The sequence below is a fragment of the Spirillospora albida genome, assembly GCF_000718255.1.
Classification (GTDB): domain Bacteria; phylum Actinomycetota; class Actinomycetes; order Streptosporangiales; family Streptosporangiaceae; genus Spirillospora; species Spirillospora albida.
Genome location: NZ_JOFJ01000003.1, coordinates 207,038 through 233,441, shown reverse-complemented (window position 1 = coordinate 233,441; position 26,404 = coordinate 207,038). Strand labels below are relative to the sequence as shown.

At 73.0% G+C, this 26,404-nt stretch carries 21 protein-coding genes; 15 read left to right on the top strand and 6 right to left on the bottom strand.

Annotated features, from left to right (window positions below):
• Nucleotides 1-79: 79 nt before the first annotated feature.
• Nucleotides 80-859, top strand: a complete 780-nt coding sequence (locus tag IE99_RS0105665) for an electron transfer flavoprotein subunit beta/FixA family protein (RefSeq protein ID WP_030164624.1) — start codon at nucleotides 80-82, stop codon at nucleotides 857-859.
• 23 nt (nucleotides 860-882) lie between these two features.
• A complete protein-coding gene (locus IE99_RS0105660) occupies nucleotides 883-1,833 on the top strand; it encodes an electron transfer flavoprotein subunit alpha/FixB family protein (protein ID WP_030164622.1) in 951 nt (316 codons plus the stop codon).
• Nucleotides 1,834-1,894: 61 nt separating this feature from the next.
• On the opposite strand, the gene IE99_RS32595 is transcribed toward IE99_RS0105660, so the two are convergent.
• The 3 genes from IE99_RS32595 to IE99_RS0105645 form a co-directional block, all read right to left on the bottom strand.
• Complete coding sequence (locus IE99_RS32595; protein WP_084219306.1) at nucleotides 1,895-3,643, bottom strand: serine/threonine-protein kinase; 1,749 nt, start codon at nucleotides 3,641-3,643, stop codon at nucleotides 1,895-1,897.
• 69 nt (nucleotides 3,644-3,712) lie between these two features.
• Nucleotides 3,713-4,906 carry an MFS transporter gene (locus tag IE99_RS0105650; RefSeq protein ID WP_030164617.1) on the bottom strand — a complete coding sequence of 398 codons (1,194 nt, stop codon included), beginning with the start codon at nucleotides 4,904-4,906 and terminating at the stop codon, nucleotides 3,713-3,715.
• An 85-nt stretch (nucleotides 4,907-4,991) separates the two neighbouring features.
• The gene (locus tag IE99_RS0105645; protein ID WP_030164614.1) at nucleotides 4,992-5,507 is read right to left on the bottom strand and encodes a TetR/AcrR family transcriptional regulator; all 516 of its coding nucleotides are present in this window, start codon (nucleotides 5,505-5,507) and stop codon (nucleotides 4,992-4,994) included.
• A gap of 158 nt (nucleotides 5,508-5,665) precedes the next feature.
• Between IE99_RS0105645 and IE99_RS0105640 the strand changes: the two genes are divergently transcribed.
• Together IE99_RS0105640 and IE99_RS0105635 are read left to right on the top strand one after the other, a co-directional pair.
• Nucleotides 5,666-6,835, top strand: coding sequence for a cysteine desulfurase family protein (locus IE99_RS0105640; RefSeq protein ID WP_030164612.1), 1,170 nt, complete (start codon nucleotides 5,666-5,668; stop codon nucleotides 6,833-6,835).
• 100 nt (nucleotides 6,836-6,935) lie between these two features.
• The gene (locus IE99_RS0105635; RefSeq protein ID WP_030164609.1) at nucleotides 6,936-7,778 is read left to right on the top strand and encodes a DUF1206 domain-containing protein; all 843 of its coding nucleotides are present in this window, start codon (nucleotides 6,936-6,938) and stop codon (nucleotides 7,776-7,778) included.
• 1 nt (nucleotide 7,779) lies between these two features.
• On the opposite strand, the gene IE99_RS0105630 is transcribed toward IE99_RS0105635, so the two are convergent.
• A complete protein-coding gene (locus tag IE99_RS0105630; protein WP_030164606.1) occupies nucleotides 7,780-8,844 on the bottom strand; it encodes a DUF695 domain-containing protein in 1,065 nt (354 codons plus the stop codon).
• A 67-nt stretch (nucleotides 8,845-8,911) separates the two neighbouring features.
• On the opposite strand from IE99_RS0105630, the gene mnmA reads away from it, so the two are divergent.
• The 5 genes from mnmA (at nucleotide 8,912) to IE99_RS0105605 (ending at nucleotide 16,469) form a co-directional block, all read left to right on the top strand.
• Nucleotides 8,912-9,988 (top strand): tRNA 2-thiouridine(34) synthase MnmA, encoded by a 1,077-nt coding sequence (gene mnmA, locus IE99_RS0105625; protein ID WP_030164603.1) that lies wholly within the window; start codon nucleotides 8,912-8,914, stop codon nucleotides 9,986-9,988.
• Nucleotides 9,989-10,057: 69 nt separating this feature from the next.
• Nucleotides 10,058-10,876 (top strand): LLM class F420-dependent oxidoreductase, encoded by an 819-nt coding sequence (locus tag IE99_RS0105620; protein ID WP_030164600.1) that lies wholly within the window; start codon nucleotides 10,058-10,060, stop codon nucleotides 10,874-10,876.
• Between the two features lie 22 nt (nucleotides 10,877-10,898).
• Nucleotides 10,899-11,900: a methionine synthase gene (locus tag IE99_RS0105615; RefSeq protein ID WP_030164598.1), complete on the top strand. Its 1,002-nt coding sequence runs from the start codon at nucleotides 10,899-10,901 to the stop codon at nucleotides 11,898-11,900.
• Between the two features lie 50 nt (nucleotides 11,901-11,950).
• Nucleotides 11,951-14,119, top strand: coding sequence for an NAD-dependent DNA ligase LigA (gene ligA / locus IE99_RS0105610; RefSeq protein ID WP_030164595.1), 2,169 nt, complete (start codon nucleotides 11,951-11,953; stop codon nucleotides 14,117-14,119).
• A gap of 256 nt (nucleotides 14,120-14,375) precedes the next feature.
• Nucleotides 14,376-16,469, top strand: coding sequence for a putative bifunctional diguanylate cyclase/phosphodiesterase (locus tag IE99_RS0105605; RefSeq protein ID WP_051712072.1), 2,094 nt, complete (start codon nucleotides 14,376-14,378; stop codon nucleotides 16,467-16,469).
• Between the two features lie 60 nt (nucleotides 16,470-16,529).
• Here IE99_RS0105605 and IE99_RS0105600 read toward each other — a convergent pair whose 3' ends face one another.
• Complete coding sequence (locus IE99_RS0105600; RefSeq protein WP_030164590.1) at nucleotides 16,530-16,781, bottom strand: DUF6458 family protein; 252 nt, start codon at nucleotides 16,779-16,781, stop codon at nucleotides 16,530-16,532.
• A 162-nt stretch (nucleotides 16,782-16,943) separates the two neighbouring features.
• Between IE99_RS0105600 and gatC the strand changes: the two genes are divergently transcribed.
• From gatC to gatB, 5 genes are read left to right on the top strand one after another with little or no spacing between them, the layout of a single operon-like run.
• Nucleotides 16,944-17,243, top strand: coding sequence for an Asp-tRNA(Asn)/Glu-tRNA(Gln) amidotransferase subunit GatC (gatC, locus tag IE99_RS0105595; RefSeq protein WP_030164588.1), 300 nt, complete (start codon nucleotides 16,944-16,946; stop codon nucleotides 17,241-17,243).
• Complete coding sequence (gene gatA, locus IE99_RS0105590; RefSeq protein ID WP_030164585.1) at nucleotides 17,243-18,730, top strand: Asp-tRNA(Asn)/Glu-tRNA(Gln) amidotransferase subunit GatA; 1,488 nt, start codon at nucleotides 17,243-17,245, stop codon at nucleotides 18,728-18,730. The genes gatC and gatA overlap by 1 nt, the downstream gene beginning before the upstream one ends.
• A gap of 22 nt (nucleotides 18,731-18,752) precedes the next feature.
• Nucleotides 18,753-19,913 carry an AAA family ATPase gene (locus IE99_RS0105585; protein ID WP_030164582.1) on the top strand — a complete coding sequence of 387 codons (1,161 nt, stop codon included), beginning with the start codon at nucleotides 18,753-18,755 and terminating at the stop codon, nucleotides 19,911-19,913.
• Nucleotides 19,910-20,512, top strand: coding sequence for a DUF4276 family protein (locus IE99_RS0105580; protein ID WP_051712070.1), 603 nt, complete (start codon nucleotides 19,910-19,912; stop codon nucleotides 20,510-20,512). Before IE99_RS0105585 ends, IE99_RS0105580 begins: the two co-directional genes overlap by 4 nt.
• Nucleotides 20,513-20,526: 14 nt before the next feature.
• Nucleotides 20,527-22,011, top strand: coding sequence for an Asp-tRNA(Asn)/Glu-tRNA(Gln) amidotransferase subunit GatB (gatB, locus tag IE99_RS0105575; RefSeq protein ID WP_030164576.1), 1,485 nt, complete (start codon nucleotides 20,527-20,529; stop codon nucleotides 22,009-22,011).
• A gap of 33 nt (nucleotides 22,012-22,044) precedes the next feature.
• Here gatB and IE99_RS0105570 read toward each other — a convergent pair whose 3' ends face one another.
• On the bottom strand, nucleotides 22,045-23,121 hold the full coding sequence (locus tag IE99_RS0105570) for a PQQ-dependent sugar dehydrogenase (protein ID WP_030164573.1): 1,077 nt from the start codon (nucleotides 23,119-23,121) through the stop codon (nucleotides 22,045-22,047).
• A gap of 432 nt (nucleotides 23,122-23,553) precedes the next feature.
• On the opposite strand from IE99_RS0105570, the gene IE99_RS0105565 reads away from it, so the two are divergent.
• Nucleotides 23,554-26,397 (top strand): bifunctional diguanylate cyclase/phosphodiesterase, encoded by a 2,844-nt coding sequence (locus IE99_RS0105565; RefSeq protein WP_030164570.1) that lies wholly within the window; start codon nucleotides 23,554-23,556, stop codon nucleotides 26,395-26,397.
• Nucleotides 26,398-26,404: the final 7 nt, after the last annotated feature.

Below are 26,404 nucleotides of genomic sequence, written 5' to 3'. Positions count from 1 at the left end.
GTCGACCCGTCAGGGCGGCGCCCTCTGCCCGCTTACCCGTTAAGCGGCCAACCGAATGCAGGGAGGTCGGCCACCGGCCATGAACATCGTCGTCCTGGTGAAGCAGGTTCCCGATACGGAGAGCCCGCGCAAGCTGAAGTCCGATGACAGCACGCTCGACCGCGCCGCCGCGGACGGCGTCATCAACGAGCTCGACGAATACGCGATCGAAGAGGCGCTGAAGATCAAGGAGGCCCACGGCGGTGAGGTGACCGTCCTCACCATGGGCCCCGCCAAGGCGACCGACTCCATCCGCAAGGCGCTCGCGATGGGCGCCGACAAGGCGGTGCACCTCGTCGACGACGGCCTCGCCGGCTCCGACGCGCTGCAGACCTCCTACGCGATCCAGCAGGCGCTCGGGCGCACCGGCTTCGACATCGTGATCCTGGGGTCGGAGTCCACCGACGCCCGCACCGGTGTCCTCGCCGCGATGCTCTCCGAGCGGCTGGGCGTCCCGCAGATCACGCTCGCCAACAAGGTCGAGATCGACGGCTCCGCCATCAAGGCGCAGCGCGTCACCGACTACGGCTACGACAGGGTCGAGGCGACCCTGCCCGCCGTGGTCAGCGTGGTCGAGAAGATCAACGAGCCGCGCTACCCGTCCTTCAAGGGCATCATGGCGGCCAAGAAGAAGCCGGTCGAGACGCTCGGTCTCGGCGACGCCGGCATCGACGCCGCGCAGGTCGGCCTGGCGAACGCGGCCACCGAGGTGGTCGACTTCGCCGACGCCCCGGCGCGCGCGCAGGGTCAGATCGTCACCGACGAGGGCGACGGCGGCGCGAAGATCGCCGAGTTCCTCGCGTCGAAGAAGTTCGTCTGACCGGGGAAGGGGACTTAACAACAATGGCTGAGATTCTCGTCCTCGTCGACCACGTCGACGGCGAGGTCAAAAAGGTCACCCTCGAGCTGCTGACGCTGGCCAACCGGCTCGGCGAGGCCGCCGCCGTGTGGGTCGGCGCGGGCTACGAGGGCGCCAAGGACAAGCTCGGCGAGTACGGCGCCGGCAAGGTCTACGTGGCCGCCGACGAGGAGCTGACCTCCTACGTCGTCGCCCCGAAGGCCACGCTGCTCGCCCAGCTCGTCGCCGACAGGGCCCCGGCCGCGGTGCTCGTCTCCGCGACCGCCGAGGGCAAGGAGATCGCGGGCCGCCTCGCGGTCAAGACCGGCTCCGGCGTCCTCACCGACGTCGTGGACGTCACCGAGGGCTTCGTCGCCGAGCACTCGATCTTCGGTGGCGGCGTCATCGCGCACGCCAAGGTGAAGACCGGCACGCCGATCATCGCCGTCCGGCCGAACTCCATCGCCCCCGAGGCGGCCGCGGCCACCCCGGCCGAGGAGCAGGTGTCGGTCACGCTGTCGGACGCCGACAAGGGCGCCAAGGTCGTGGAGAAGGTCGTCCAGGAGAAGGGCGAGCGCCCCGACCTGACCGAGGCCGCGATCGTCGTCTCCGGTGGCCGCGGTGTCGGCGGCGCGGAGAACTTCAAGCTGATCGAGGACCTCGCGGACTCGCTCGGCGGTGCCGTCGGCGCCTCCCGCGCCGCGACCGACGCCGGCTGGTACCCGCACACGTTCCAGGTCGGCCAGACCGGCAAGACCGTGTCGCCGCAGCTGTACGTCGCGGTCGGCATCTCCGGCGCCATCCAGCACCGGGCGGGCATGCAGACCTCGAAGACCATCGTCGCCATCAACAAGGACCCGGAGGCGCCGATCTTCGAGCTCGTCGACTACGGCGTCGTGGGCGACCTCTTCCAGATCGCTCCGCAGCTCACCGAGGAGATCAACAAGCGCAAGTGAGCGCCTGACGATCGCCTTGCGGACGCCCCGGCCGGTTCCCACCGGCCGGGGCGTCCGGCCGTCACGACCGCGCCGGCGACGGGAACGGGACGGCCGCCAGCAGCGGCGGCTTCAGCAGCGCCGCGACCTCCGCGTACGGCACGCGCGCGAGCTGGAGCCCGCACGCGGACGCGTAGCCCAGCGACGCGCCGTGGAACCCCACCCGCAGCCCCTGCGGCGTGAGGGCCATCGCGATCTCGTCGGGCGGCGGCAGGGGGACGAGGCGCCGCGGCACGGGCGTCGGGTCGCCCTGGCAGTAGCCGCCGCCGGGCAGGTGCCGCGCCACCGTGGAGTGGAGAGGCGCCAGGCGCGCCCCCGGCCGGAAGAGGCCGGCCGCCTCGTACCCGGTCCCGGTCTTCAGATCGACCGTCACCGCGCTGGGGGTGTTCCATCCCGCCCCGAGCTGCCCCTGGACGTCGGTGTCGTACCAGACCGACACCAGCCGGTCGTTCCGCAGCACGACCGACGGCCGGATGATCTCGGTGAACGTCCCCGGGAACCGCGCCAGCATCTCCCGGTCGCGGGCGAACCGCCGGTCGATCGGCGCCCGCAGCGCCCGGTCGACGCGCTGCGCGAGCGCGGCGTTCCCGATGCCCCTCACCCGGACGACCCGTCCCTGCGCCCGCCATGTCCCGCCCGACCCGAGGCGCAGCTGCGGCTCGTTCAGCGCGACCAGTTCGACCGCGATGGGCGGCGGCGGCTTCGGCGCCTCGTCCTGGACGGCGACGTACACGGCGGCGCCCCCGCCGACGGCGACGGCGGTGGCGCCGCCCGCGATCGCCGCCGCCCCCTTGGCGCCGAGCGCCCCGACGACGCCCTTCCCGGCGGTCGCGCTCGCCGCGCCGCCGGCGGCCCCCGCTCCGGCGCCGGCCCCCGCTCCGGCGCCGCCCGATCCGATGCCGAGCGCGGCCAGCGGGAACAGCGTCGACAGCGCGGCCGCCGCGCCGGCGAGCGTCCGCAGGCCGCGTCCCTCCCAGTCGCCGCCGTACGCCCGCGCCGCCGCCTCCTCCAGATCGGCGACGAACGCGGCGGCGCCGAGCGGCCGCTCCCAGGGGTCCTTGGCCATGCCGCGCTCTACGAGCCCGCGCAGCGCCTCCGGGACGTCCTCGACCGGGATGGGCCCGGTCAGATGCCGTTCCCGCAGGGCGTCCAGGTCGTCGGCGGCGAAGGGGCGCCGGCCCGTCACGCACTCGTGGAACACACATGTCGCCGCGTAGACGTCCGTCGCGGGCGAGGCGGGCTCGGCGCGCCACTGCTCGGGCGCCATGTAGACCGGCGTCCCGGAGGCGCCCGCCTCGCCCGCCTCCACGGCGACGCCGAAGTCGATGAGCTTGCTCAGCCCGTCCGCCCGCACGATCACGTTGGCGGGCTTGTAGTCGCGGTGGACGATCCCGAGATCGTGCGCCGCCGCCAGGCCGAGCAGCGACCCCTTCAGGACGGCCAGGGCCGCCTCCGGCTCCAGCGGCCCCCGCTCGGACAGGACCGTCTTCAGCGGCGCCCCGTCCACCGCCTCCATGACGATCGCCGCGCCCGCCTCCTCCTCGACGAACCCGTACAGCCGCGCCACGTAGGGGTTCCGCAGCCGCCGCAGCAGCTCGGCCTCGCCGCGGAACCTCTCCCGGAACCCCGCGTCCCGGACGAACGCGGCGCCCAGGTACTTGATCGCGGCGGGGAGCCCCGTCGCGTCGTGCCGGACGAGCACGACGCGTCCCTGGGCGCCCTCCCCGAGCACTCGCATCTCGCTGTACCCACCGACCCGCCACACCGACATGCCCGCGTTATACAGGATCGGCCGCGTTCGTGGGGCGTTGCTCCGCTCCGGGCAGGATGGGCAGCGCGGTCAGGCGGCGACGGGTTCCGGGCGGGGGTCCGCGGGGGTCGCCGGGGTGACCTCCTCGAAGGCCGCGGGGATCGGGACGTACCGGGCGCCGACGGCGATGAGGAGGGCGAGGAGCACGACGACGCCGACGCCGACGCGCAGGGACGTCGCGTCCGCGAGGAAGCCGACGACGACCGGGCCGAGGAGGAGGCCGCCGTAGCCCATCGCGCCGACCTGGGCGACGGCCGCGGCGGGGCGCTCGGGGTCGGCGGTGCCCGCGAGGGAGATCGTGGTGGGGACGATCGTGCAGACGACGAGGCCGGTGACGAAGAACCCGGCGATGGCGACCGGGGTGGCCGGGGCGAGGACGACGACCGTCATGCCGAGCGCGGTGCCGAGGCCCGCGCCGACGAGGAGGCGGCGGGTGCCGAGCCGGGTGCGGAGCCGGTCGCCGCGCAGCCGGCCGATCAGCATGGCCAGCTCGAAGACCGGGTAGCCGAGCGCCGCGACGGCCTGGGAGGTACCGAGCTCGTCGTGCAGGAGCAGCCCGCTCCAGTCGGCGATGGACCCCTCGGCCATGAACGCGATGAACGCGAGCGCGCCGATGAGGTAGACGGCGGGCGGCATGCGGCGGGCCCCGCGCCCGGTCGCCGAGCCGGCGGGGGCGGGGTCGGCCAGGTAGGTGCGGCCGAGCGCGAGCGCGAACGGCAGGCTGAGCAGGGACGCCGCGAGCACGGTCGGGGTGAAGCCGAGCCCGGCGGCGGCGGTGGCGACGCCGAACAGGCCGCCGCTCATCGCGCCGACGCACCAGCCGGCGTGCATGGCGGACATGATCGGCCGCCGGTAGGCCCGCTCCACGACGCTGCCCTGCGCGTTCATCGCGATGTCGGTGATGCCGAACGCCATGCCGAACACGGCGACGGCGACGAGCAGCAGGCCGTAGGACGGGGCGAGCGCGACGCCCGCGTAGGACACGGCGGTCAGCGGCAGCGCGAGGCGCAGGGTGGTGCGGCTGCCCGCGCGGGCCAGGACGCCGCGCAGCGCCTGCATGGCCGCGATCGCGCCGAGGCCCCAGACGAGGACGACGATGCCGATCTCGCCCTCGTTCGTCCCGAACTTGGCGGCCAGGGCGGGCATGCGGGCCACCCACGCTCCGGTCAGCAGGCCGGCCAGCGCGAAGGTCAGGAACGTCCCGGTACGGGCGCGCGACAGCATGGTTCACCTCTTTCTCGGCTCGATGGGAGCAGACGTCATGGAACGCTCCAGGACGGTTCGTCCCGGAGTTCGCCGGTGCGGTGGATCAGAGAAGGGCCAGCAGGCGCGCCTTCAGCGCGGCCAGCTGCGCCTCGCCGTAGAGGTCCGGCGCGTGGCTGACCACTTCCCACAGGCCCTCGGCGGCCAGGCGGACCACCGCCGCCGTGCCCGGGTCCGGATCGTCGGCGGGGGCGCGGCCGTGCCAGCGGCGCATCGCCCGGCCGAGCGGCTCGGCCTGCTCGGGATCCGTCGCCGCGGCGGTGATCGCCGACCATCGTCGGTGCGTCCGGGCCTCGCCGCCCAGGATCTCGAAGGTGGCGAGGACGTAGGCGCGGGTGTAGGAGCCGGGCGTTCCGTCGTCATAGGACGCGATCAGCTCGTCGAACTCCGCGATGACCCGCGCGACCAGCGCCTTGACCAGGGCTTCCTTGGTCGGGAAGTGGTACAGCAGCCCGCCCTTGCTGACCCCGGCGCGGTCGGCGACCGCGGCGAGCGTCAGCGCCTGCGTCCCGTGCTCGGAGAGCAGGGACTCGGCGGCGTCAAGGAGGGCGTCTCTCTTCATGGCTCCTCTACTGTACCGGCCGGACGGTATACGAAACACCGCCGATCCCGTGGTATTCCCAGGTCACCATGGTGATCCCCAACACAGCGCACCGTCCGCGCCCAAGTCCGGCACCACCCGAGAGGAACAGGACGCACGCGGATAATGTTGACCGCGTGGTGACCTACCTCGACCATGCGGCGACGACTCCGATGCTGCCCGAGGCGATCGAGGCGATGACGGCCGAGCTGCGCGCTCTCGGCAACCCGTCCTCGCTGCACGCCGCGGGCCGCCGCGCCCGCAGGGTCGTCGAGGAGTCCCGCGAGATCATCGCCGAGGCGTTCGACGCCCGGCCCAGCGAGGTCGTGTTCACCTCCGGCGGCACCGAGGCCGACAACCTCGCCGTCAAGGGGATCTACTGGGCGCGCCGCGCCGCCGAGCCCGCCCGTGTCCGCGTCGTCGCGAGCGCCGTCGAGCACCACGCCGTCCTCGACGCGGTGCAGTGGCTCGCCGACCACGAGGGCGCCGCCGTCACCTGGGTCCCGGTCGACCGCCTCGGCCGGGTCCGGCCCGACGCGCTGCGCGAGGCCATGGGCCCGGACGTGGCGCTCGCCACCGTCATGTGGGCCAACAACGAGGTCGGCACCGTCCAGCCGGTGGCGGAGCTGGCCGCCGTCGCCGCCGAGCACGGCGTCCCGTTCCACACCGACGCCGTCCAGGCCGCCGGGCACCTGCCCGTCGGGTTCGCCGCGAGCGGCGCGCAGGCCCTCACCATCACCGGCCACAAGGTCGGCGGCCCCCTCGGCGTCGGCGCGCTGCTGCTCGCCAAGCCGAAGGAGCCGGTGTTCCGCGACCCGGTGCCGCTGCTGCACGGCGGGGGACAGGAGCGGGACGTCCGGTCCGGCACGCTCGACGCCCCCGCGATCGCCGGGTTCGCCGCCGCCGTCCAGGTCGCGGCCGCCCGCCGGGAGTCCGAGGCCGCCCGGCTCGGCGCGCTGCGCGACCGCCTCATCGACGCCGTCCGGGCGGCCGTGCCCGACGCCGTCCTGAACGGCGACCCGGACGGCCGGCTCCCCGGCAACGCGCACTTCTCGTTCCCCGGCTGCGAGGGGGACGCCCTCCTCATGCTCCTGGACGCGCGCGGCATCGCCTGCTCCACCGGATCCGCGTGCTCGGCGGGGGTCTCGCAGCCCAGCCACGTCCTGCTGGCGATGGACGCGGGTACCGAACGCGCCCGGGGCTCACTCCGCTTCACCTTCGGCCACACCTCCACCGAAGCGGACGTCAAGGCCCTCGCCGACGCCATCGGCCCGGTGGTGGAACGCGCCCGGCGCGCCGGTCTGAGCTGACCGGCCCGTCGCGCCGCGGCGGCGCTCCCCATGTTTGGCGTTCCGCTGTTCGGGGACAGCCCTGCCGTCATTTGGAGCGGGCTTTACGGAGGCGGGAACCATGGCGGTCGACAACAAGGTCCGGGGCGTGGGGCACGAGGTCGCCGGCCATCCCTGGTTCCACCGGCTGGCCCGCGTCGGACTCGGGGCGCGCGGCCTGCTCTACCTGCTCATCGGCTGGCTGGCCCTCCAGATCGCCTTCGGGAACGGCGGCCAGGAGGCCGACCGGAAGGGCGCGCTGGTGGTCGTCGCGGACAAGCCCGGCGGCAAGATCATCTTGTGGGTGATGGCGATCGGGTTCGCGGCGCTCGCGCTCTGGCAGTTCGCCGAATCCCGCTACGGCCGTCCCGTCCCGGACGGCGACAAGCCGCGGAAGCGGCTCTCGTCCGCGGCCCGCGGCGCGGTCTACGCCGTCGGATGCGCCGCGACGGTCGCCTTCCTGCTCGGCAGCCCGGCCTCCTCCAGCGACAAGCAGTCCAAGGCTTTGACCGCGCGGGCGATGGAGCAGCCCGGCGGCCGCTGGCTGATCTTCGCCGTCGCGGCCGGATTCGTGGTCTGGGGCGTCGCCATGCTGGTCAAGGCCGCCCGCCGGAAGTTCCTCAGGGACCTGAAGACCGGCGGCATGAGCCGGACGGCGTACCGCGTCGTCCAGACCGTCGGCATCGTCGGCCACTCGGCGCGCGGCCTGGTCGCGATCGCGGCCGGCGCCCTGTTCGGCTACGCCGCCGCCGAATACCAGCCGGACAAGGCGCAGGGGGTCGACGGCACCCTCCGCGAGTTCGCCGACACTCCCGCCGGGCCCTGGGGCCTGGTGGCGGTGGCCATCGGCGTCCTGATCTTCGGCCTGTACTCGTTCTGCGAGGCCCGGTACCGCAAGGTGGAGGCCGTCCACCCGACTCGGTGAGTCACGGGCGGTAGGGGGCCAGGGCCTTCCAGCCGGGGTCGCCCGTGGAGGCGACCTTGGCCTTGCCCTCCGTCCAGCTCGCGGCGAGCTGGTCGAGCTCGGCGAGCACCCCCGAGTCGGGGTCGGCGTACAGGTGGAACACCCGCAGCCCGTCACCCGTCTCGCGGACGGCGAGGACCGCGCCGTCGCCGAGCTTCGCGAGCTTCTTCTCGAACGCGCGCAGCGCCCCCGCCGACGGCTCCACTGGCAGCCGGTCGGGGTTGCCGTGCGCGTACGGGACGGTCACCGCCACGTGCAGGTCGCACAGCGGGTGGTCCTGCCGGTGCAGCGGGAACCGGGCCGCGACCCGGGCCGGGTGGCCGCGGGGCGTCCGGCCCTCGCCCGACAGCCAGGCCGGCTCGCCGAACGGCTCGGACACCTGCTCGACCACCACCGGCAGCATCGACGGCGGCAGCGAGTCGATCGGCGCCTCCGTCGCGATCGACACCTCGCCGATCCAGCGGGCGACGTCGTCCTCGCCGATGGCCCAGTCGAGGACGTGCATGGCCACCTGGAGCCGCTGCTCCTCCGACACGAAGAGGAAGTCGGGATGGTAGGCCGTGACGTGCACGAGCGCCCGGTCGGTGTCGGCCCGCATGCCGAGCCGCACGTACTCCAGGTCGAACTCGTGGTCGCCGAGCACGAGGTCCTGCGAGAGCATCTCCGCGTCCGCCTGCCGCGCCGGGTGGAACGTCCAGTTCCCGCTCTTGGGCGCCGCCCGGAACCACCGCTCGGCGACGCCCCGCAGCGCCGGGTCGCCGCCGCCGGTCACGGTGAGGCTCGGGTGCCGGTCGTCCGACCCGCCGATCTCCCACTGGAGCTCGGGGTGGATCCGGTGGACGCGCCGGGACAGCTCCTCGACCACGTCGGTGGACAGCCCCTCACCGGGCGTCTCGGCGGGGTCGCCGGGCGCCGCGGCCAGCGACGCCTCGATCGTCGGGCGGGCCTGCGCCCACCATTCCCAGAAATCGCCGATCGCGGGCGGGGTCGCGGCGGACGTGTCGCGGGGGCGGCGGAAGATTCCCATAGCGCGCCTCATCGTACGCGGAAACCGCTTCGGCCGACCCTCCCGGGGCGCGTACCCTCGAAGAACCATGACTCTTCGCGTACTCGCCGCCATGTCGGGCGGCGTCGACTCCGCCGTGGCCGCCGCCCGCGCCGCGGACGCCGGGCACGACGTGACCGGCGTCCACATGGCGCTGTCGGCGAACCCCCAGTCGTACCGGACGGGCGCGCGGGGGTGCTGCACCCTGGAGGACTCCCGGGACGCCCGCCGCGCCGCCGACGTGATCGGCATCCCGTTCTACGTCTGGGACCTCGCCGAGCGGTTCCACGAGGACGTCGTCGAGGACTTCGTCAGCGAATACGCGGCCGGCCGCACCCCGAACCCGTGCCTCCGCTGCAACGAGAAGATCAAGTTCGCGGCGCTGCTGGACCGCGCCATGGCGCTCGGCTTCGACGCCGTCTGCACGGGCCACTACGCCCGCCTGGAGGACGGCGTCCTGCGCCGCGGGGTGGACGGCGGCAAAGACCAGTCGTACGTCCTCGCGGTCTGCACCCCGGAGCAGCTCGCGCACTCCCTCTTCCCGCTGGGCGACACCACCAAGGCCGACATCCGCCGCGAGGCGGAGCGCCGCGGCATCCAGGTCGCCGCCAAGCGCGACAGCCACGACATCTGCTTCATCGCGGACGGCGACACCCGGGGCTTTTTGAGGGAACGCCTGGGCGCGGCGCCCGGCCCCATCGTCGACACCGACGGCAACCGGGTCGGCGACCACGACGGCGCCTACGCCTACACGGTCGGCCAGCGCAAGGGCCTCCGCCTCGGCACCCCCGCGCCCGACGGCCGTCCCCGCTACGTCCTCGACATCTCGCCGGTGACGAACACGGTCACGGTGGGGCCGCGCGAGGCCCTGGACGTCCGGCAGATCACCGCTGAGCGGCCGGTGTGGCTGAGCGAGCCGCCCGCCGGCCCGTTCACCTGCGAGGTGCAGCTCCGCGCCCACGGCGAGGTGCACGGATGCGAGGTCGAGCCGGACGGCGGGCGCCTGCGCATCCGCCTGCGCGCCCCGGCCCGGGGCGTGGCGCCCGGCCAGGCCGTCGTCCTCTACGACGGCGATCGCGTCCTCGGCTCCGCCACGATCGCGGAGGCGGCCCGGGTCCTCGCCTGATCCGGGAATAACCGCGGCCCTTCCGGTGCCGTTATCGTCACGCAGACGATCGGCGCTGGGAGAGTACAGATGGACTTCGGTGTTTCCACGTTCGTGACGGACGACGGGATCGGCCCCGCGGCACTCGGGCGGGCGCTGGAGGAGCGCGGGTTCGGGTCGCTGTTCCTGGCCGAGCACACGCACATCCCGGCGAGCCGGGAGACGCCGTGGCCGGGCGGCGGCGACCTGCCGCGGCACTACTACCGCACGCTGGACCCGTTCGTGGCGCTCACGGCGGCCGCCACGGTCACCGAGCGGCTGCGGGTCGGGACGGGCATCGCCCTGGTCATCCAGCGGGATCCGTTCATCCTGGCCAAGGAGGCCGCGTCCCTCGACCTGGTCTCCGGCGGGCGCGCGGTCCTCGGCGTCGGCGCCGGCTGGAACCGCGAGGAGATGCGCAACCACGGCACCGATCCCGCCACCCGGATGCGGCTGCTGCGCGAGCGCGTCCTCGCGGTCAAGGAACTGTGGACGAAGGAGCGGGCGGAGTTCCACGGCGAGTTCGTCGACTTCGGCCCGGTGTTCTCCTACCCGAAGCCCGTCCAGGACCCGCACCCGCCCATCATGATCGGCGGTTCCGGTCCGACGACGTTCGACCGCGTCGTGGAGTTCGGCGACGGCTGGATGCCCATCTTCGGCCGCGGCACGGACGCGCTGAAGGCGCAGATCGCCGAGCTCCGTGAGAAGGCCGGGCGCGAGGTGCCGGTGACGCTGTTCGGCGTCCCGCCCAAGCCCGCCGTGATCGCCGAGCTGGAGGCCGCGGGCGTCACCGAGATCCTGTTCAATCTGCCGACCGAGCCGGCGGACGACACACTGCGCCGGCTCGACCGGATCGCCGGAGTGCTCTGATCGCGTCGATAGGGTTCCGGCCGTGACTGATTTTCCGTGGCGGCCGGGGACGGCCTCCGGCGTCGGGTCCTATCCGGGGAGCGACCCGGAGGAGACGCTCCGGACCGTCCTCGGCGAACTGCCCGAGCTGCCGCACCTGCCGGAGCTGCCCGCCCGGGGGCCGGGGGCCGACCTCACGGGCCGGACGGCCGGGCTGCTGGTGGACCTGCCGGTGCACCTCGAGCCGTCCGGGTGGCGGTTCTCCGACCGGCCCGGACGGGACACGGTCCGGACGCGCGATCACCTGGCCCGCGACCTCGACGTCCTGGAGGAGGTCGCGGGCCGGCACGACGGGCCGTTCAAGATCCAGGTGTGCGGTCCGTGGACGCTCGCCGCGACGATCGAGCTGCGCAACGGCCAGCGGGCGCTGCGGGATCCCGGGGCCGTCCGGGACCTCGTCGACTCGCTCGCCGAAGGCGTCGCCAGGCATGTCGCGGACGTGCGGCGGCGGACCCCGCACGCCGAGATCCTGCTGCAGCTGGACGAGCCCGCGCTGCCGGCCGTGCTCGCGGGCGCCCTGCCGACGGCCAGCGGGCTGTCCCGCCTGCGCGCCGTCGAGGCGCCGCTCGTCCAGGACGCGCTGCGGCGGGTCATCGAGGCCGCCGGCGCGTTCCCCGTCGTGCACTGCTGCGCGCGGAACGTCCCGTACGGGCTGCTGCGCGGCGCGGGGGCCAGGGCCGTCTCGGTCGACCTGTCGCTCGTGGCGAGGCGGGACGAGGACGCGATCGGCGAGACGATCGACGCGGGGGTCGGGCTGTTCCTCGGCGCGGTGCCCGGGACCGACACCGCCCTGCCCGCGCTGCGGCGCACGGGGGAGCCGGTGAGGGAGCTGTGGCGGCGGCTCGGGTTCCCGCCCGCGCGGCTCGCCCGGCAGGTCGTGATCACCCCGTCGTGCGGGCTCGCGGGCGCGTCGCCCCGGTACGTCCGGGACGCCCTGGAGCGGTGCCGCGACACCGCCCGGATGCTGTTCGAGGCGGCGGACTGACGGGGCGCGGCAGCCCTGGAAATGTCGGTCGCAGCGTCCAGAATGGGCCCATGACCACGAGCGACGGCGTTCCCGGCGAGGCGAGGCACCGGCATCTCGACCTCAGCGAGCAGATCGACGACGCCAACTACCGCTACTACGTGCTTGACCGGCCGGCGCTCGCCGACGCCGAGTACGACGCGCTGATGCGGGAGCTGCAGGCCCTGGAGGCCGAGTACCCCGGGCTGGTCACGCCCGACTCCCCGACGCAGCGGGTCGGCGCGCCGATCGTCACCGACTTCGCGACCGTCGAGCACCTGGAGCGGATGCAGAGCCTCGACAACGCGATGAGCGCCGACGAGCTCCTCGCGTGGGACGAGCGGGTCGTCAAGGAGGTCGGCGAGGTCGCCGGCTATCTGTGCGAACCGAAGATCGACGGCTTGGCCATCGCGGTGACGTACGAGAACGGGCGGCTCGTCCGCGGTGTCACGCGCGGCGACGGGCGAACGGGCGAGGACGTCACCAACAACATCCGCACCATCGCCGCGGTCCCAGGGCGGCTCGCCGGCGACGGCTGGCCCGAGGTGCTGGAGGTCCGCGGCGAGGTCTTCCTGCCGGTCGAGGGATTCGACCAGGTCAACGCGGCGCAGGTCGAGGCGGGCAAGGAGCCGTTCGCCAATCCGCGGAACGCGGCGGCGGGGTCGCTGCGGCAGAAGGATCCGCGGATCACGGCGCGGCGGCCGCTCGGCATGCTCGTCCACGGGTTCGGCGCCTGGCGCGGCGGGACGAGGCCGGAGAGCCAGTCCGGGGCGTACGAGCTGATGCGCGGCTGGGGGCTGCCCGTCAGCGACCGGTACCGGGTCGTCGGCGGGCTGGAGGCCGTCCGGGAGTACATCGCCCACTACGGCGAGCACCGGCACGATCCCGAGTACGAGATCGACGGCGTCGTCGTGAAGGTCGACCAGTTCGCGCTGCAGCGGCGGCTCGGGTCGACGAGCCGCGCGCCGCGCTGGGCGATCGCGTGGAAGTACCCGCCGGAGGAGGTCAACACCGAGCTCCTCGACATCAAGGTGGGCGTCGGGCGCACCGGGCGCGTCACCCCGTACGGCGTGATGGAGCCGGTCCAGGTCGCCGGGTCCACGGTGGAGCGCGCGACGCTGCACAACGCGGGCGAGGTGGAGCGCAAGGGCGTGCTCATCGGCGACACGGTCGTCCTGCGGAAGGCGGGCGACGTGATCCCCGAGATCGTCGCGCCGGTGACCGCGCTGCGGGACGGCTCGGAGCGTCCGTTCACCATGCCGGCGAACTGCCCCGAATGCGGCACGGAACTGGCGTACGAGAAGGAGGGCGACGCCGACATCCGCTGCCCGAACGCCCGGTTCTGCCCCGGCCAGCTGCGCGAGCGGCTGTTCTACATCGCGAGCCGCAACGCGCTCGACATCGAGGCGCTCGGCTACGTCGGCGCGACCGCGCTGACGCAGCCCCTCGAGCCGAGCGACCCCCCGGTGCGCAACGAGGGCGACCTGTTCCATCTCACCGTCGAGCAGCTCCTCCCGATCCGCAGCCTCGTGCTCGACATGCGGACGGGCACGCCGAAGACCGATCCGAAGACCGGCGAGCAGAAGGTCGTGTCGTTCTTCGCGAACAGGCAGGGCGAGCCGAAGAAGACCGTCGAGCTGCTGTTCGAGGAGCTGGAGAAGGCGAAGCGGCAGCCGCTGTGGCGGGTGCTGGTGGCGCTGTCGATCCGGCACGTCGGCCCGTCCGCCGCCCAGGACCTCGCCCGCGAGCTGGGCTCGATGGACCGGATCGCGAACGCGTCGGAGGAGGAACTGGCCGCGGTCGACGGCGTGGGCCCGACGATCGCCCGGTCGGTCCGGGCGTGGTTCGAGGTCGACTGGCACCGCGAGATCGTCGAGAAGTGGCGCGCGGCCGGCGTCCGGATGGAGGACGAGGGCGCGCGCGGCCCGCGCCCGCTGGAGGGCGTCACCGTCGTGATCACCGGTTCGCTGGAGGGGTACAGCCGCGACTCGGCGACGGAGGCGGTGCAGAGGCTCGGCGGGAAGGTGTCCGGCTCGGTGTCGAAGAAGACGGGGTTCGTCGTCGTGGGCGACAATCCGGGCTCCAAGTACGACAAGGCCGTCAAATTGGGGGTGCCGGTGCTCGCGGAGGAGGGTTTTCGTGTTCTGCTCGCCGAGGGGCCGGATGCGGCCATGTCCGTGACGGTGCGCTCCGGCGAATGACCCCCGCGTATCGGCGGGGACCGTCACCTGTATCGGGTTACTCAGCGGTACACTACGGCTACCCGCCGGTTGTGCGGCGGTACGCTATGGAAATAACGGTACGTACGCAACCGGTTCCGCGAGGTTCCATCCAGGCCTTACCCTCCCAGACATCACGACCCACCTGAATGTCCGGACGCGTCACCCGGGGAAGCCCCCGTGGCCGGGACGTCCGGGACCGGGGGACGGATCCCCCGAACCTCCCCCCGAGGATGTGATGAAGGACCCGAACAACACGCGGAACACGGCCCCCCGGCGCGGTTCCCCGTTGTGGATCTACTTCGTCGCCGTCGTCGTGCTCGGCGTCGCCGCGGGCTCCGCCGCGTTCACCGGGCTGGACGGCGACGACCTCAACGCGCTCGCCCGCAATCCCGTCTTCTGGATCCTCGGCTGCTTCATCGTGTTCGGCGAACTGCGGCCGATCATCACGCCCGGCTCCGAGAACGGCGCCACCACCTCCACCACCTTCTCCTTCGCCGCGCTGCTGTACGCGGGCCTGCCGATCGCCGCCGCGCTGCAGGCCGTGGCGGTCATCACGTGCGGCGTCCTGCGGGGCAGCGCGTCCCACCGCATCGCGTTCAACGCCGCCCAGTACACGCTCAGCCTCGGCGCGGCGCAGGTCGTCCTCACGCTGTTCGGCGTAGACGCGTCCCCGACGTCGCTGTGGGTGCCCGAGGGCGGCGACCTGCCGGCGATCGCGCTCGCCGGCGCCGTCTACTTCATCTGCAACGACGCGCTCGTCGGCGCCGCCGTCGCCCTGCACGAGCGGGTGGCGCTCGTGAAGGCGCTCCGCTGGGACCTCGGGTACCAGGTCCTCGTGCACCTGGCGCTGCTCGGCCTCGCGCCCCTGATGGTCATCGCGATGGACCGGTCCGCCGTGTTCGTCCCGCTGATCGTCCTGCCGTTCATCGCCGTCTACCTGAACGCGTCCGTGTCGGTCCGGCGCGAGCACCAGGCACTGCACGACGGGCTCACCGGCCTGCCGAACCGCAAGCTGCTCATCATCCGCACCGAGGAGGCCCTCGCCGACGCCCGCGGCGGCCGCCGCCGGGCCGCCGCCGGCGACCGCCGCGCCGGCCTGTTCCTCCTCGACCTCGACCGCTTCAAAGAGGTCAACGACACCCTCGGGCACCCGACCGGCGACCGCCTCCTGCAGCTCGTCGCGCACCGCCTCACGCACAGCGTCCGCCCCGGCGACCTCGTCGCGCGGCTCGGCGGCGACGAGTTCGCGGTGCTGCTGCCGTCCGTCCGCGACGAGGCCGCCGCCCGCGAGGTCGCGGTCCGGCTCCGCGCGGCCCTCAGCGAACCCGTCCGCCTCGACGGCATGTCCTTCGACCTGGAAGGCAGCGTCGGCATCGCGCTGTTCCCCGACCACGCCCCCGACTTCGAGCTGCTCCTCCAGCGCGCCGACGTCGCCATGTACAACGCGAAGGAGTCGCGCACCGGCGTCGAGGTGTACTCGCCCGCCCGCGACCGCAACTCGCCGGCCCGCCTCAGCATGCTCGGCGACCTCCGCCGCGCCGTCGACCGCGGCGAACTGGAGCTCTTCTACCAGCCGAAGGTCGCCCTGCGGGACGGCCAGCTCGTCGGCATGGAGGCGCTGCTGCGCTGGCGCCACCCCGACAAGGGCCTCCTCGAACCCGAGGCGTTCCTGTCGATCGCCGAGCAGACGTACCTGATGCGCTCCATCACCCACCACGTCGTGGGGGCCGCGCTGCTGCAGGCCGCCACCTGGTGGCGCGAGGACCTCACCGTCCAGGTCGCCGTGAACGCGTCCGGACGCGACCTGCTCGACACCGGCCTCACCGAGACGGTCCAGGAGGGCCTCGCCGCCCACGGCCTGCCCGCCGCCGCGCTCCAGCTGGAGATCACCGAGCGCATCCTGATGAACGAGCCCGCCTACGCGTCCGACACCGTCGCCGCGCTCGCCGGGCTCGGCATCCCCCTCAGCCTGGACGACTTCGGCACCGGCTACTCGTCCCTCGTCCGGCTGAAGCGCCTTCCCGTCGAAGAGATCAAGATCGACGCGTCGTTCGTCCAGCGCCTCACCACGTCCTCCGACGACGCGGTCATCGTCCGCTCCATCGTCGACCTGGTCCGCACCCTGGGCCTGCGCTCCGTCGCCGAAGGCGTCGAAGACGCCGAGACCGCCCAGGCCCTCCGCGAGATGGGCTGCGACGCCGCCCAGGGCTGGCACTTCGGCCGTCCGATGGACGCCGCGTCCGCGACCGCCTGGCTCCGGAGCCTCGCCGGGGGAGAGCGCCCCCCGTCGAACCCCCCGCCCACGGGCACGGGCATCCTCACCCGCTAGCGCGGCGGAACGAACACCGCCGCTCTCCCGCGCGGCGGTGACGGGGCCGGGACGCCGGGGTCAGTAGCGGCGGCGGATCTCGGGGTTCGGGTCCTCGTAGTACCGCTCCTCGCGGACCGCGGGGGGCGGGCGGCGGTCGACCGCGCGGCGGGCGGACATGATGCGGGCGATGCCGATGACGAGGCCGATCAGGCCGCCGATCATGAGGATGACGCCGACCAGCCGGATGTCGATGCCGCTGAACTCGTAGTTGACCGCATAGGCCAGGATCGCGCCGATGATGATGAGGGCGATGCTGCCGCCGATGGTCACGGCGGGCTCCTTCCGTCGTCCTGGGGGTGGACGCTGGACAATGTTCCCCTCACCAGGATCTGAAACGACCCGCTGGCGTGCCCCGCGAACGGTGCGGGGCTCGGGACGCCGGACCCATAGGATGCTGGGGAACCCAATCGATCTCAGAAACGGTCTTCGAACATGTCCGCCATCACCCGTGACGAGGTCGCTCACCTCGCCCGGCTTTCCCGGCTGGCGCTCGGCGATGACGAGCTCGACCATCTCGCCGCCCAGCTCGACCAGATCATCTCCGCGGTCGCGCGGGTGCAGGAGGTCGCGGCGGAGGACATCCCGCCGACCTCGCACGCGCTGCCGCTGACCAACGTGTACCGGGCCGACGAGGTCCGCCCGTCGCTCGCGCCGGAGCAGGCCCTCGCGGGCGCGCCGGCGGCCGAGGAGCAGCGCTTCCGCGTCCCGCGGATCCTGGGAGAGGAAGCCTGATGTCGGAGCTGGTCACGAAGGGCGCGGCGGAGCTCGGGGAGCTCATCGCCGGCGGCGACGTGTCGGCCGTGGAGGTCGCGCGGGCGCATCTCGACCGGATCGCGCGGGTGGACGGGCAGGTCAACGCGTTCCTGCACGTGGACGCGGAGACGACGCTCGCGCAGGCGCGGGCCGTCGACGAGCGGCGCGCGGCGGGGGAGGAGCTCGGCCCGCTGGCCGGGGTGCCGATCGCGCACAAGGACGTGTTCACCACCGCCGACATGCCGACCACGGCGGGCTCGAAGATCCTCGAAGGGTGGCTGCCGCCGTACGACGCGACGGTGACGGCGCGCCTGCGCAAGGCCGGTCTGGTCATCCTCGGCAAGACGAACATGGACGAGTTCGCGATGGGCTCGTCCACGGAGAACAGCGCCTACGGGCCGACGCGGAACCCGTGGGACACCTCCCGGATCCCGGGAGGCTCGTCCGGCGGCAGCTCGGCCGCGGTCGCGTCGTACCAGGCGCCGCTGTCGACGGGCACCGACACCGGCGGGTCGATCCGGCAGCCCGCCGCCGTGACCGGCATCGTCGGCATGAAGCCGACCTACGGCGGCGCGTCCCGGTACGGGATGATCGCGTTCGCGTCGTCGCTCGACACCCCCGGGCCGTTCGCCCGGAACGTGCTGGACGCGGCGCTCCTGCACGAGGCGTTCAGCGGCCACGACGCGATGGACTCCACGTCCATCGACGCGGCCGTTCCGCCGGTGGTGGAGGCGGCGCGCAGGGGCGATGTGAACGGCCTGCGCGTCGGCGTCGTGAAGGAGTTCCACGGCGAGGGCTACGAGCCGGGCGTCACCGCGCGGTTCGACGAGGCAGTCGAGGTGCTGGAGTCGCTCGGCGCGAAGGTCGTCGAGGTGTCCTGCCCGAACTTCACCTACGCGCTGCCCGCCTACTACCTGATCGCGCCGTCGGAGTGCTCGTCCAACCTCGCCCGGTTCGACGCGATGCGCTACGGCCTGCGCGTCGGCGACGACGGCTCGCGCAGCGCCGAGGAGGTCATGGCGCTGACGCGGGCGGCGGGCTTCGGCCCCGAGGTGAAGCGCCGCATCATGCTCGGCACCTACGCCCTGTCGTCCGGCTACTACGACGCCTACTACGGCAAGGCGCAGCAGGTCCGCACCCTGATCAAGCGCGACTTCGAGGCCGCGTTCGAGCAGGTCGACGTGCTGATCTCGCCGACCACGCCGACGACCGCGTTCACGATCGGGGAGCGCGCGGACGACCCGATGGCGATGTACCTGGCCGACCTCTGCACGATCCCGACGAACCTGGCGGGCAACGCCGCCATCTCCGTCCCGTGCGGGCTGTCGGACGGCCTGCCGGTCGGACTGCAGATCATGGCGCCCGTCCTCGCCGACGACCGCGTCTACCGGGTCGGCGCGGCGATCGAGCGCGCGCTCGAAGACCGCTGGGGCGGCCCGCTGCTCGCACAGGCCCCGGCCCTCTAGGCACCGGAACGGTGGTACGTCAGTGATCACGCATATCGAGATCGACGGCTTCAAGTCCTTCCTGGACTTCAAGCTGGACGTACCGCCCTTCCTTGCCCTGGTCGGCCCCAATGCCAGTGGCAAGTCCAACCTCTTCGACGCGATCGATTACGTCCGGGACGCCTTGATGTCGTCGGAGGAGGCGTTGCTGGCCGCGCGCCGGGGCCGTCCGCAGGAGTTGTTCCACCGAGACGGTGTTGGCCGTCCGGTCGGCGAATTCACGATCAAGACACGTCGCCTGGTGAGGATCGCCGACGGATTTGCGGCATTCGTATGGAGCGAGGGCGCATACCTCGAGAGCGGTGTTCCAGTTCCCAAGAATCTGGCCAGGAAGGTCCTCCATCTGAGGACTGAACAGGGCGTGCCGGACGCCGTCCGCGCGCGAGAGTCCGGGACGGTACATGCCGCTGCCGATGGCGACGACGTCAGCGACTTGGCATTCGCGGTCGAAATAGAGATGGCGCAGGTCCGGCCGTACGTTCCCGATCCGCACGAGATGCGGGCCGTCGCGAACCGGGCTGACCGGCGGGCGCTGCTGACCAATGGCGGCAACCTGGCCGCCGTGCTCGGCCGGATGTGTTCCTCCAACGCCTTGGACGATCTCATGGTCGATCTGGCTGCACTGATGCCGGACGTCAAGGAGATCAGGACCGAACTGGACGAGAAGCGGCAGGAGTGGTCGTTCGACCTCGTCGTCGAGGGGCAGGGACTCGTCCCCAGCAGCCTGCTGTCGGACGGGACACTGCGCATCATCGGGCTCCTGGCGGCGTTGCATGATCCGGATCATCCCGGTGTGCTCATGGTCGAGGAGATCGAGAACGGGCTGCATCCGGCGCGGCTGGCGGAGTTGCTGCGGCGGATCCAGGAGAGGGTCACGGATCTCAACGATCCGGAGTCCCTGGGAAGACCGCTGCGGCAGGTCATCATCACGAGCCATTCGCCCGTGGTGGTGTCCGAGCTGTACCGGACATGCCCGGAGTCGCTGGTGTTCATGGACGCGGCGGTGCGTGTCGATCCGGAGAACGACCGGGTGTCGCGCGTGAGCGTGGCCAAGCCCGTCCGGGACGAGGGGGAGCCGGGAACGTACGTGTCGCCGCGTCAGGTGCGAAGGTACCTGGGCACCGTGCGGCAGGACGCGCCGTGAGCCGTCCGCTGGTTCCGGGGCTCGTCGCGGAGAACACCACCGACGAGCGCTTCCTCGGTGCGGTGGTGTTCCGGCAGATCAGGGCGCTGACGGAGAAGGGGTCACGGCATGTCGTGGACGTGGCCAGGACCGAGGTCGGCGAATGCTGGACTATCAAGGACCCCGACCGTGTCTGTCAGGCGGTACTGGAACTCGCCGAGGACTGCCACCTGATCTGCGTCCACAACGACCACAATGAACGCGGCAAGGCCGACGCGGTGCGAGCGGATCTCGCCAAGCGGGGGCTGACCACGCCGGTGATCCCGCTGGTGCCGGTGCGGGAGACCGAGGCATGGCTGCTGGCCGACCGGGCGGTGTGGGCGGGGCTGCGCGGGAGCGACCCGTCCAGGATGCCCGCGCGGCCCCGGGACGTGGAGAAGCTACAAGACCCGAAGCTCGTGCTGGATGCCGTCCGCCCCCGGAGCGGGCGGCGTTCCCGGGCCGACTATTACGACTACATAGGACAGAACGTCGACCTCGATGTGCTCGCGCAGATACCGGCGTACGCCGCCTGGGTTGCCGAGACGGAAGAGGCGTTGAAGGGACTGGGATTTCTGTGAGCGTGGAAACGCCGATGAAGTACGACGAGGCGCTCGCGAAGTACGAGCCGGTGCTCGGGATCGAGACGCACATCGAGCTCGGCACCGCGTCGAAGATGTTCTGCGGGTGCCCGACGGGGTTCGGGGCCGAGCCGAACACGCAAGTGTGCCCCGTGTGCCTGGGGCTTCCCGGGGCGCTGCCGGTGACGAACCACGCGGCGATCGAGGGGATCATCAAGATCGGGCTCGCGCTGAACTGCGAGATCGTGGAGTGGTGCCGGTTCGCCCGGAAGAACTACTTCTACCCGGACATGCCGAAGAACTTCCAGATCTCGCAGTACGACGAGCCGCTCTGCGTCAACGGGTTCCTCGAGGTGGAGGCCGAGGGGGAGACGTACCGGATCGAGATCGAGCGCGTCCACATGGAGGAGGACACCGGCAAGTCGCTGCACGTCGGCGGCGCGACCGGGCGGATCCAGGGCGCGGACCACTCGCTGGTCGACTACAACCGGGCCGGCATCCCGCTCGTCGAGATCGTCACGAAGCCGATCCCCGCGACGGGCGAGAAGGCGCCGCTGGTGGCGCGCGCGTACGCGACGGAGCTGCGGGAGCTGGTCCGGTCGCTGGGCGTGTCCGACGTGCGCATGGAGGAGGGCTCCATGCGGTGCGACGTGAACGTGTCCCTGATGCCGCGCGGCGCCGCCGAGTGGGGGACGCGGACGGAGACGAAGAACGTGAACTCGCTCCGGTCGGTGGAGCGGGCCGTGCGGTCGGAGATCGAGCGGCAGGCGGGGGTGCTGTCGGGCGGCGGGCGGATCGTCCAGGAGACGCGGCACTTCCACGAGGACACCGGCCGGACGACGAGCGGGCGCAGCAAGGAGGAGGCGCAGGACTACCGCTACTTCCCCGAGCCGGACCTGGTGCCGATGGCCCCGTCGCGGGAGTGGGTGGCGGAGCTGAAGGCGTCGCTGCCGGAGCTGCCCGCCGCGCGCCGCCGCCGCGTCCAGGCCGAGTGGGCGCTGTCGGACCTGGAGCTGCGCGACGTCGTGAACGCCGGTGCCGTCGAGCTGATCGAGGCGACGGTGGCGGCGGGCGCGGACGCCGGGGCGGCGCGCAAGTGGTGGATGAACGAGCTGTCGCGGCGTGCCACCGAGCAGGGCGTCGAACTGGACGCCCTGCCGATCACGCCGGAGCAGGTCGCCCGGATCCAGGCGATGGTGGCGGCCGGGGAGCTGAACGACAAGCTGGCCCGGCAGGTGTTCGAGGGCGTCCTCGCGGGCGAGGGCGCGCCGGACGAGGTCGTCGCGGCGCGGGGCCTGAAGGTCGTCAGCGACGAGGGCGAGCTGTCGTCGATCATCGACCGGGTGATCGCGGACAACGCGGCGGTGGCCGACAAGGTCAGGTCCGGGAAGGTCGCGGCGGCGGGTGCGCTGGTCGGCGCGGTGATGAAGGCGACGCGCGGGCAGGCGGACGCCGGGCGCGCCCGCGAGCTGATCCTGGAGAAGCTCGGCGCGTCGTGAGCCGTCGTCCCGCTCCGCGGCCCGCCCGGCGGGTCAGCGGAGCGGGACGACGATGACCTTGTCGTCCTCGTCGTTGTCGGTGGTGAGCCACACGGCGCGGCCGTCGGGGGAGCGGGTGGCGGAGCGGATGCGGCCGAAGCGGCCCTCGAAGTGGGCGACGGGTTCGCCGAGCGACCCGTCCGGGCGGACGGGCACCTGCCAGAGCCGCCGCCCGCGCAGGGCGGCGGCCCACAGCGAGCGGCCCGCGTAGGCGAGGCCGGACGGGGACGCCTCGGACGGCCGCCAGACGAGGAGCGGGTCGGTGAAGCCGTCCCGGCCCTCCTTGCCCTCGACGACGGGCCAGCCGTAGTTGCGGCCCTTCTCGATGCGGTTGATCTCGTCCCAGGTGTTCTGGCCGAACTCGGTGGCGAACATGCGGTCGTCGCCGTCCCAGGCGAGGCCCTGGACGTTGCGGTGCCCGTACGTCCACACCAGGGTCCCGAACGGGTTGCCGGGTGCCGGCCTCCCCTCGGGGGTCATGCGGAGGATCTTGCCGCCGAGCGACTCCCTGTTCTGGGAGAGCTCCTCCCGGCCGACCTCGCCGGTGGCGGCGTACAGCATCCCGTCGGGGCCGAACGCGAGCCGGCCGCCGTTGTGGTTGACGCCCTTGGGGATGCCGGTGACGAGCGTCTCCAGCGCGCCGATGCCGCCGTCGTGGCGGAAGCGGGCGATGCGGTTGTCGGACCCGGACGTGAAGTACACGTAGGCGTGGCCCGCGCGGACGGCGATCCCGAGCAGACCGCCCTCACCACCGGGCGACACTCCCGGCACCTTCCCGAGCTCTCTTACCTGGCCCCCCGGGGAGACCCGCAGCACCTTCGCGGTGTCCCGCTCGGTGACCAGGGCGTCTCCGCCCGGCAGGAACGCCAGACCCCAGGTGACCTGCCGTCCCCGCACGAGAACGCGGGGGTCGCCGGGACGCGACGACCCGGTCACCGGCGGTGGCGGCGAGACCGGCGCGCTCTCGTTCCGGACGACCGGCGCCGGTTCCGGCGGGTCGTCGCCGCACCCGGTGAGGACGAGCGCTGGAGCGGCCAGCGTGAGGACCGTGAGGACGCTGAGGCGGCGCATACGCCATTCAAGACACAAAGCGACATGCGCCACAACCACCCGATGGCACCGAAGAAATGCCCCAAAATTCATCACGGAACGTGATCTCCGGCACATTTCCGTTGCAGGGACGTTCACCCCGCCGGAGGGGCGTATCGGATCGCCGACATGCCCGTTCGTCGCCGGGAGGACGCCCAGCCTCAATCGCTCCGTGACATACGGAGCGTACATTGAGCGACACGGTGATCCCGCAGTGCAGCAACGTCGCTGATCTCCGGCCGGCGAGGCCCGTGCCCGCCGCCGGCCCGCGCCGACCCTGCGCGGGCACGATCCAGGACCTCACGGCCGTTATCCCGGTGATCGATGAGGAACGGACCCACATCCCCTCCGGCGCGCCGCTGCGCCTCCGAGGGGCTGACCGCCTCCCAGCGGGGCAGGAAGGGACACGGCGTGATGAGCGGCGCGAACGCCCGGCGGATGCCGCCGTGGACGCCTCCCGTCGCCCTGGCCGCGGTCGTCGGCGTGCTGTACGCCGTCGGCTCGCTGCTCGGGTGGGGCGGCACGGCCTTCATCGCCTGGGCGGAGGCGTGCGCTGCGGGCGCCGCCGCGGCGTCCCTCCTGCTGTCGGCGCGCCGTCCCGCGGGCACCCGTGCGCGTGCCGCGGCGCCCGGTGAGGGGCCCCTGTGGCGGGCGTCGTGGCGCTGGTTCGGGATCGCCGGGGCCTGCTGGTTCGTCGGCGCCGTGGGAAGCGCCGCGTCCGCGGGCGTCAACCGCAGCGCGCTGTCGCTGTCGGTGCCCGACCTGTTCTATCTGTTCGCCGTGTTCGCGCTGGTGACGGGCCTGATCGTGCCGGTCAGGCCGGCCCGTGACGCGGGCACCTGGCTGCGCTACGCCGCCGACGCCTACGTCTGCGCGGCCGCCCTGTTCGTCGTGGGCTGGGTGGGCCTGTTCGGCTCGCTGTACCACCGCTCGGGCGAGTCGGCGTCCGAGTTCTTCCTGGAGCTGCTGTACCCGCTGATCGGGATCGTGCTGGTCTGCGGGGCGCTGCCGTTCGTCCGCGGCGCCGCGCGCGGGCACCGGCGGCCCGCCTGGATGGGCTACGGGGCCCTGGCGGCCTTCGCGGTCGCCGACGTCGTCACGACGGTCGTGCGGCTGCGCGGCGGCGGCCCGGCCGACGACCCGTCCGACATCCTCCGGCTCGCCGGGCTGCTGCTGCTCCTGCTCGTCCCGTGGACGGGCCCGGCGGGCGCCTCGCCCGACGAGGTCGACGACATCCCCGACTCGGTCACCGTGGACGAGGCCGAGGACGGGGCCGGGCGGATGCAGAGCGCCGGGCTCGCGCCCGCCGCGATCGCCGCCGCCGCCGCGCTGTTCGTCGCCGGGCACGCGCTGGCCGGCCGCGACGGCCTGGAGGCGGTCGTGCCGGTCGTGGCCGGCTCGGCCGCGCTGGTGCTGGTCGCGCGGCTCGCCGGGCTATTGGGCGAGAACGCGGTGCTGCGCCGCGCCGTCGGCACCGGCGAGGAGCACTTCCGGGCGCTGTCGGAGAGCATCAACGACGCGGTCGTGATCTGCGACACGCGCGGCATCGTCCAGTACGCCAGCGCGGGCGCGCTGCGCTCGTATCGGTACGCGCGGGGCGAGCTGCTCGGCCGGGCGCTGCCGGAGATCGTCCATCCCGAGGACCTGCCCCGCGTCGAGGAGGTCTTCGCCGACTTCGTGAACGACGCCGACGCCGACCCCGCGCGCGTGTCGTGCCGCGTCCGGGCGGCCGACGGGACGTGGCTGCCCACCGAGTCGACGATCTCCCGGTACGCCGGGACGGGCGGCGCCACCCGGCTGCTGATCACGACACGCGATCTGAGCGAGCAGGCGGCGCTCCAGCGGCAGGTCGCGCACCTGACGTTCCACGACGGGCTGACGGGCCTGCCGAACCGGTCGTTCTTCGAGGAGCGGACCCGGGACGTGCTGTCCCGGCAGGCGTCCGGCGGCCGGGTCGCCGTGCTGTTCGTCGATCTGGACGGCTTCACCGACGTGAACGACTCGGCCGGGCACGCGGCGGGCGACCAGGTCCTCGCGCAGGCGGCGCGGCGGCTGCGCGCGACCGTCCAGGCCGACGACACCGTGGCGCGGTGGGGCGGGGACGAGTTCGCCGTGCTCGTGCAGCTGCCCGCCGACGACCGGGAGACGCGCGGCGCGGTGGAGCTCGCGGAGCGGCTGCTGCGGGTGCTGTCCGAGGACCCCTACCAGGTCGGCAGCAAGAACCTGGTGCTGACGGCGAGCGTCGGCATCGCCTTCGCCGGCGACGAGGAGCCGCCGAAGGGCGGCAGCCCGCGGCCCGCCCGCGACTCGGAGGTGGGGCGGCGGCTGCGCCGCAGCGCCGCCGACCTGATGCGCAACGGCGACCTCGCGATGGCGCGCGCCAAGGAGCTCGGCGGCGGCCGGGTCGAGGTGTTCGCCCCGCACATGCACGCGGACGTCGTCCGGCGCCTGGAGCTCGGCAGCGACCTGCAGCGGGCGCTCGCCGACGAGCAGTTCGCGGTGGAGTTCCAGCCGGTGGTGGAGCTCGCGACGTCCCGGGTGACCGGGGTCGAGGCGCTGCTGCGGTGGTGGCGGGGCAGCGAGGCCGTCCCGCCGGAGGAGTTCATCGGCCCGGCGGAGGAGTCCGGCCTGATGATCCCGCTCGGTGACTGGGTGCTGCGGGAGGCGTGCCGGGAGGTGGCGCGCTGGCGCCGCGAGTCCTGGGACGTCGGCCTGTCGGTGAACTTCACCGCCCGGCAGATCGCCGCGCCCCGGTTCGCGGAGTCGGTCGCGGCGGCGCTGGAGGAGACGGGCCTGCCGCCGCACGCGCTGACGCTGGAGGTCCGCGAGGAGGTCCTCGTGGAGGACCCGCAGAACGTGGCGCGGCTGTCGGCGCTGCGCGACCTCGGCGTCCGGCTCGCGATCGACGACTTCGGGACGGGCTACGCGTCGCTGGCCTACCTGGGGCAGCTGCCCGTCGACATCATCAAGATCGACCCGTCGTTCGTGGCGGGGCTCGGGTCGGACGAGACGCTGACGCTGCTGACCCGCACGATCGTGCGGCTCGGCCGTGATCTCGGTCTCACGGTCGTCGCGGAGGGCATCGAGCGTCCCGAGCAGCTGGAGCTGCTCCGCGGGATGGACTGTCCGCGCGGCCAGGGGTTCCTGGTGGCGCGGCCGATGGCGGCGGGACGGGTGGAATCGCTCGTCCGGACGAACCTGTCCCAGCAGGGCGCGCCGGGCGCGCCGGGGGCGCTCCCGCTGCCGCTGCCCGGGTGAGCGGTCT

Coding starts and splice junctions, on each gene's coding strand:
- IE99_RS0105605 (WP_051712072.1), top strand. CDS start 14,376: ATGAAGGACCCGAACAACACGCGGAACACGGCCCCCCGGCGCGGTTCC.
- IE99_RS0105570 (WP_030164573.1), bottom strand. CDS start 23,121: ATGCGCCGCCTCAGCGTCCTCACGGTCCTCACGCTGGCCGCTCCAGCG.
- IE99_RS0105565 (WP_030164570.1), top strand. CDS start 23,554: ATGAGCGGCGCGAACGCCCGGCGGATGCCGCCGTGGACGCCTCCCGTC.
- gatA (WP_030164585.1), top strand. CDS start 17,243: ATGTCGGAGCTGGTCACGAAGGGCGCGGCGGAGCTCGGGGAGCTCATC.
- gatB (WP_030164576.1), top strand. CDS start 20,527: ATGAAGTACGACGAGGCGCTCGCGAAGTACGAGCCGGTGCTCGGGATC.
- mnmA (WP_030164603.1), top strand. CDS start 8,912: ATGACTCTTCGCGTACTCGCCGCCATGTCGGGCGGCGTCGACTCCGCC.
- IE99_RS0105620 (WP_030164600.1), top strand. CDS start 10,058: ATGGACTTCGGTGTTTCCACGTTCGTGACGGACGACGGGATCGGCCCC.
- IE99_RS0105645 (WP_030164614.1), bottom strand. CDS start 5,507: ATGAAGAGAGACGCCCTCCTTGACGCCGCCGAGTCCCTGCTCTCCGAG.
- IE99_RS32595 (WP_084219306.1), bottom strand. CDS start 3,643: ATGTCGGTGTGGCGGGTCGGTGGGTACAGCGAGATGCGAGTGCTCGGG.
- IE99_RS0105665 (WP_030164624.1), top strand. CDS start 80: ATGAACATCGTCGTCCTGGTGAAGCAGGTTCCCGATACGGAGAGCCCG.
- IE99_RS0105635 (WP_030164609.1), top strand. CDS start 6,936: ATGGCGGTCGACAACAAGGTCCGGGGCGTGGGGCACGAGGTCGCCGGC.
- IE99_RS0105650 (WP_030164617.1), bottom strand. CDS start 4,906: ATGCTGTCGCGCGCCCGTACCGGGACGTTCCTGACCTTCGCGCTGGCC.
- IE99_RS0105630 (WP_030164606.1), bottom strand. CDS start 8,844: ATGGGAATCTTCCGCCGCCCCCGCGACACGTCCGCCGCGACCCCGCCC.
- IE99_RS0105660 (WP_030164622.1), top strand. CDS start 883: ATGGCTGAGATTCTCGTCCTCGTCGACCACGTCGACGGCGAGGTCAAA.
- gatC (WP_030164588.1), top strand. CDS start 16,944: ATGTCCGCCATCACCCGTGACGAGGTCGCTCACCTCGCCCGGCTTTCC.
- ligA (WP_030164595.1), top strand. CDS start 11,951: ATGACCACGAGCGACGGCGTTCCCGGCGAGGCGAGGCACCGGCATCTC.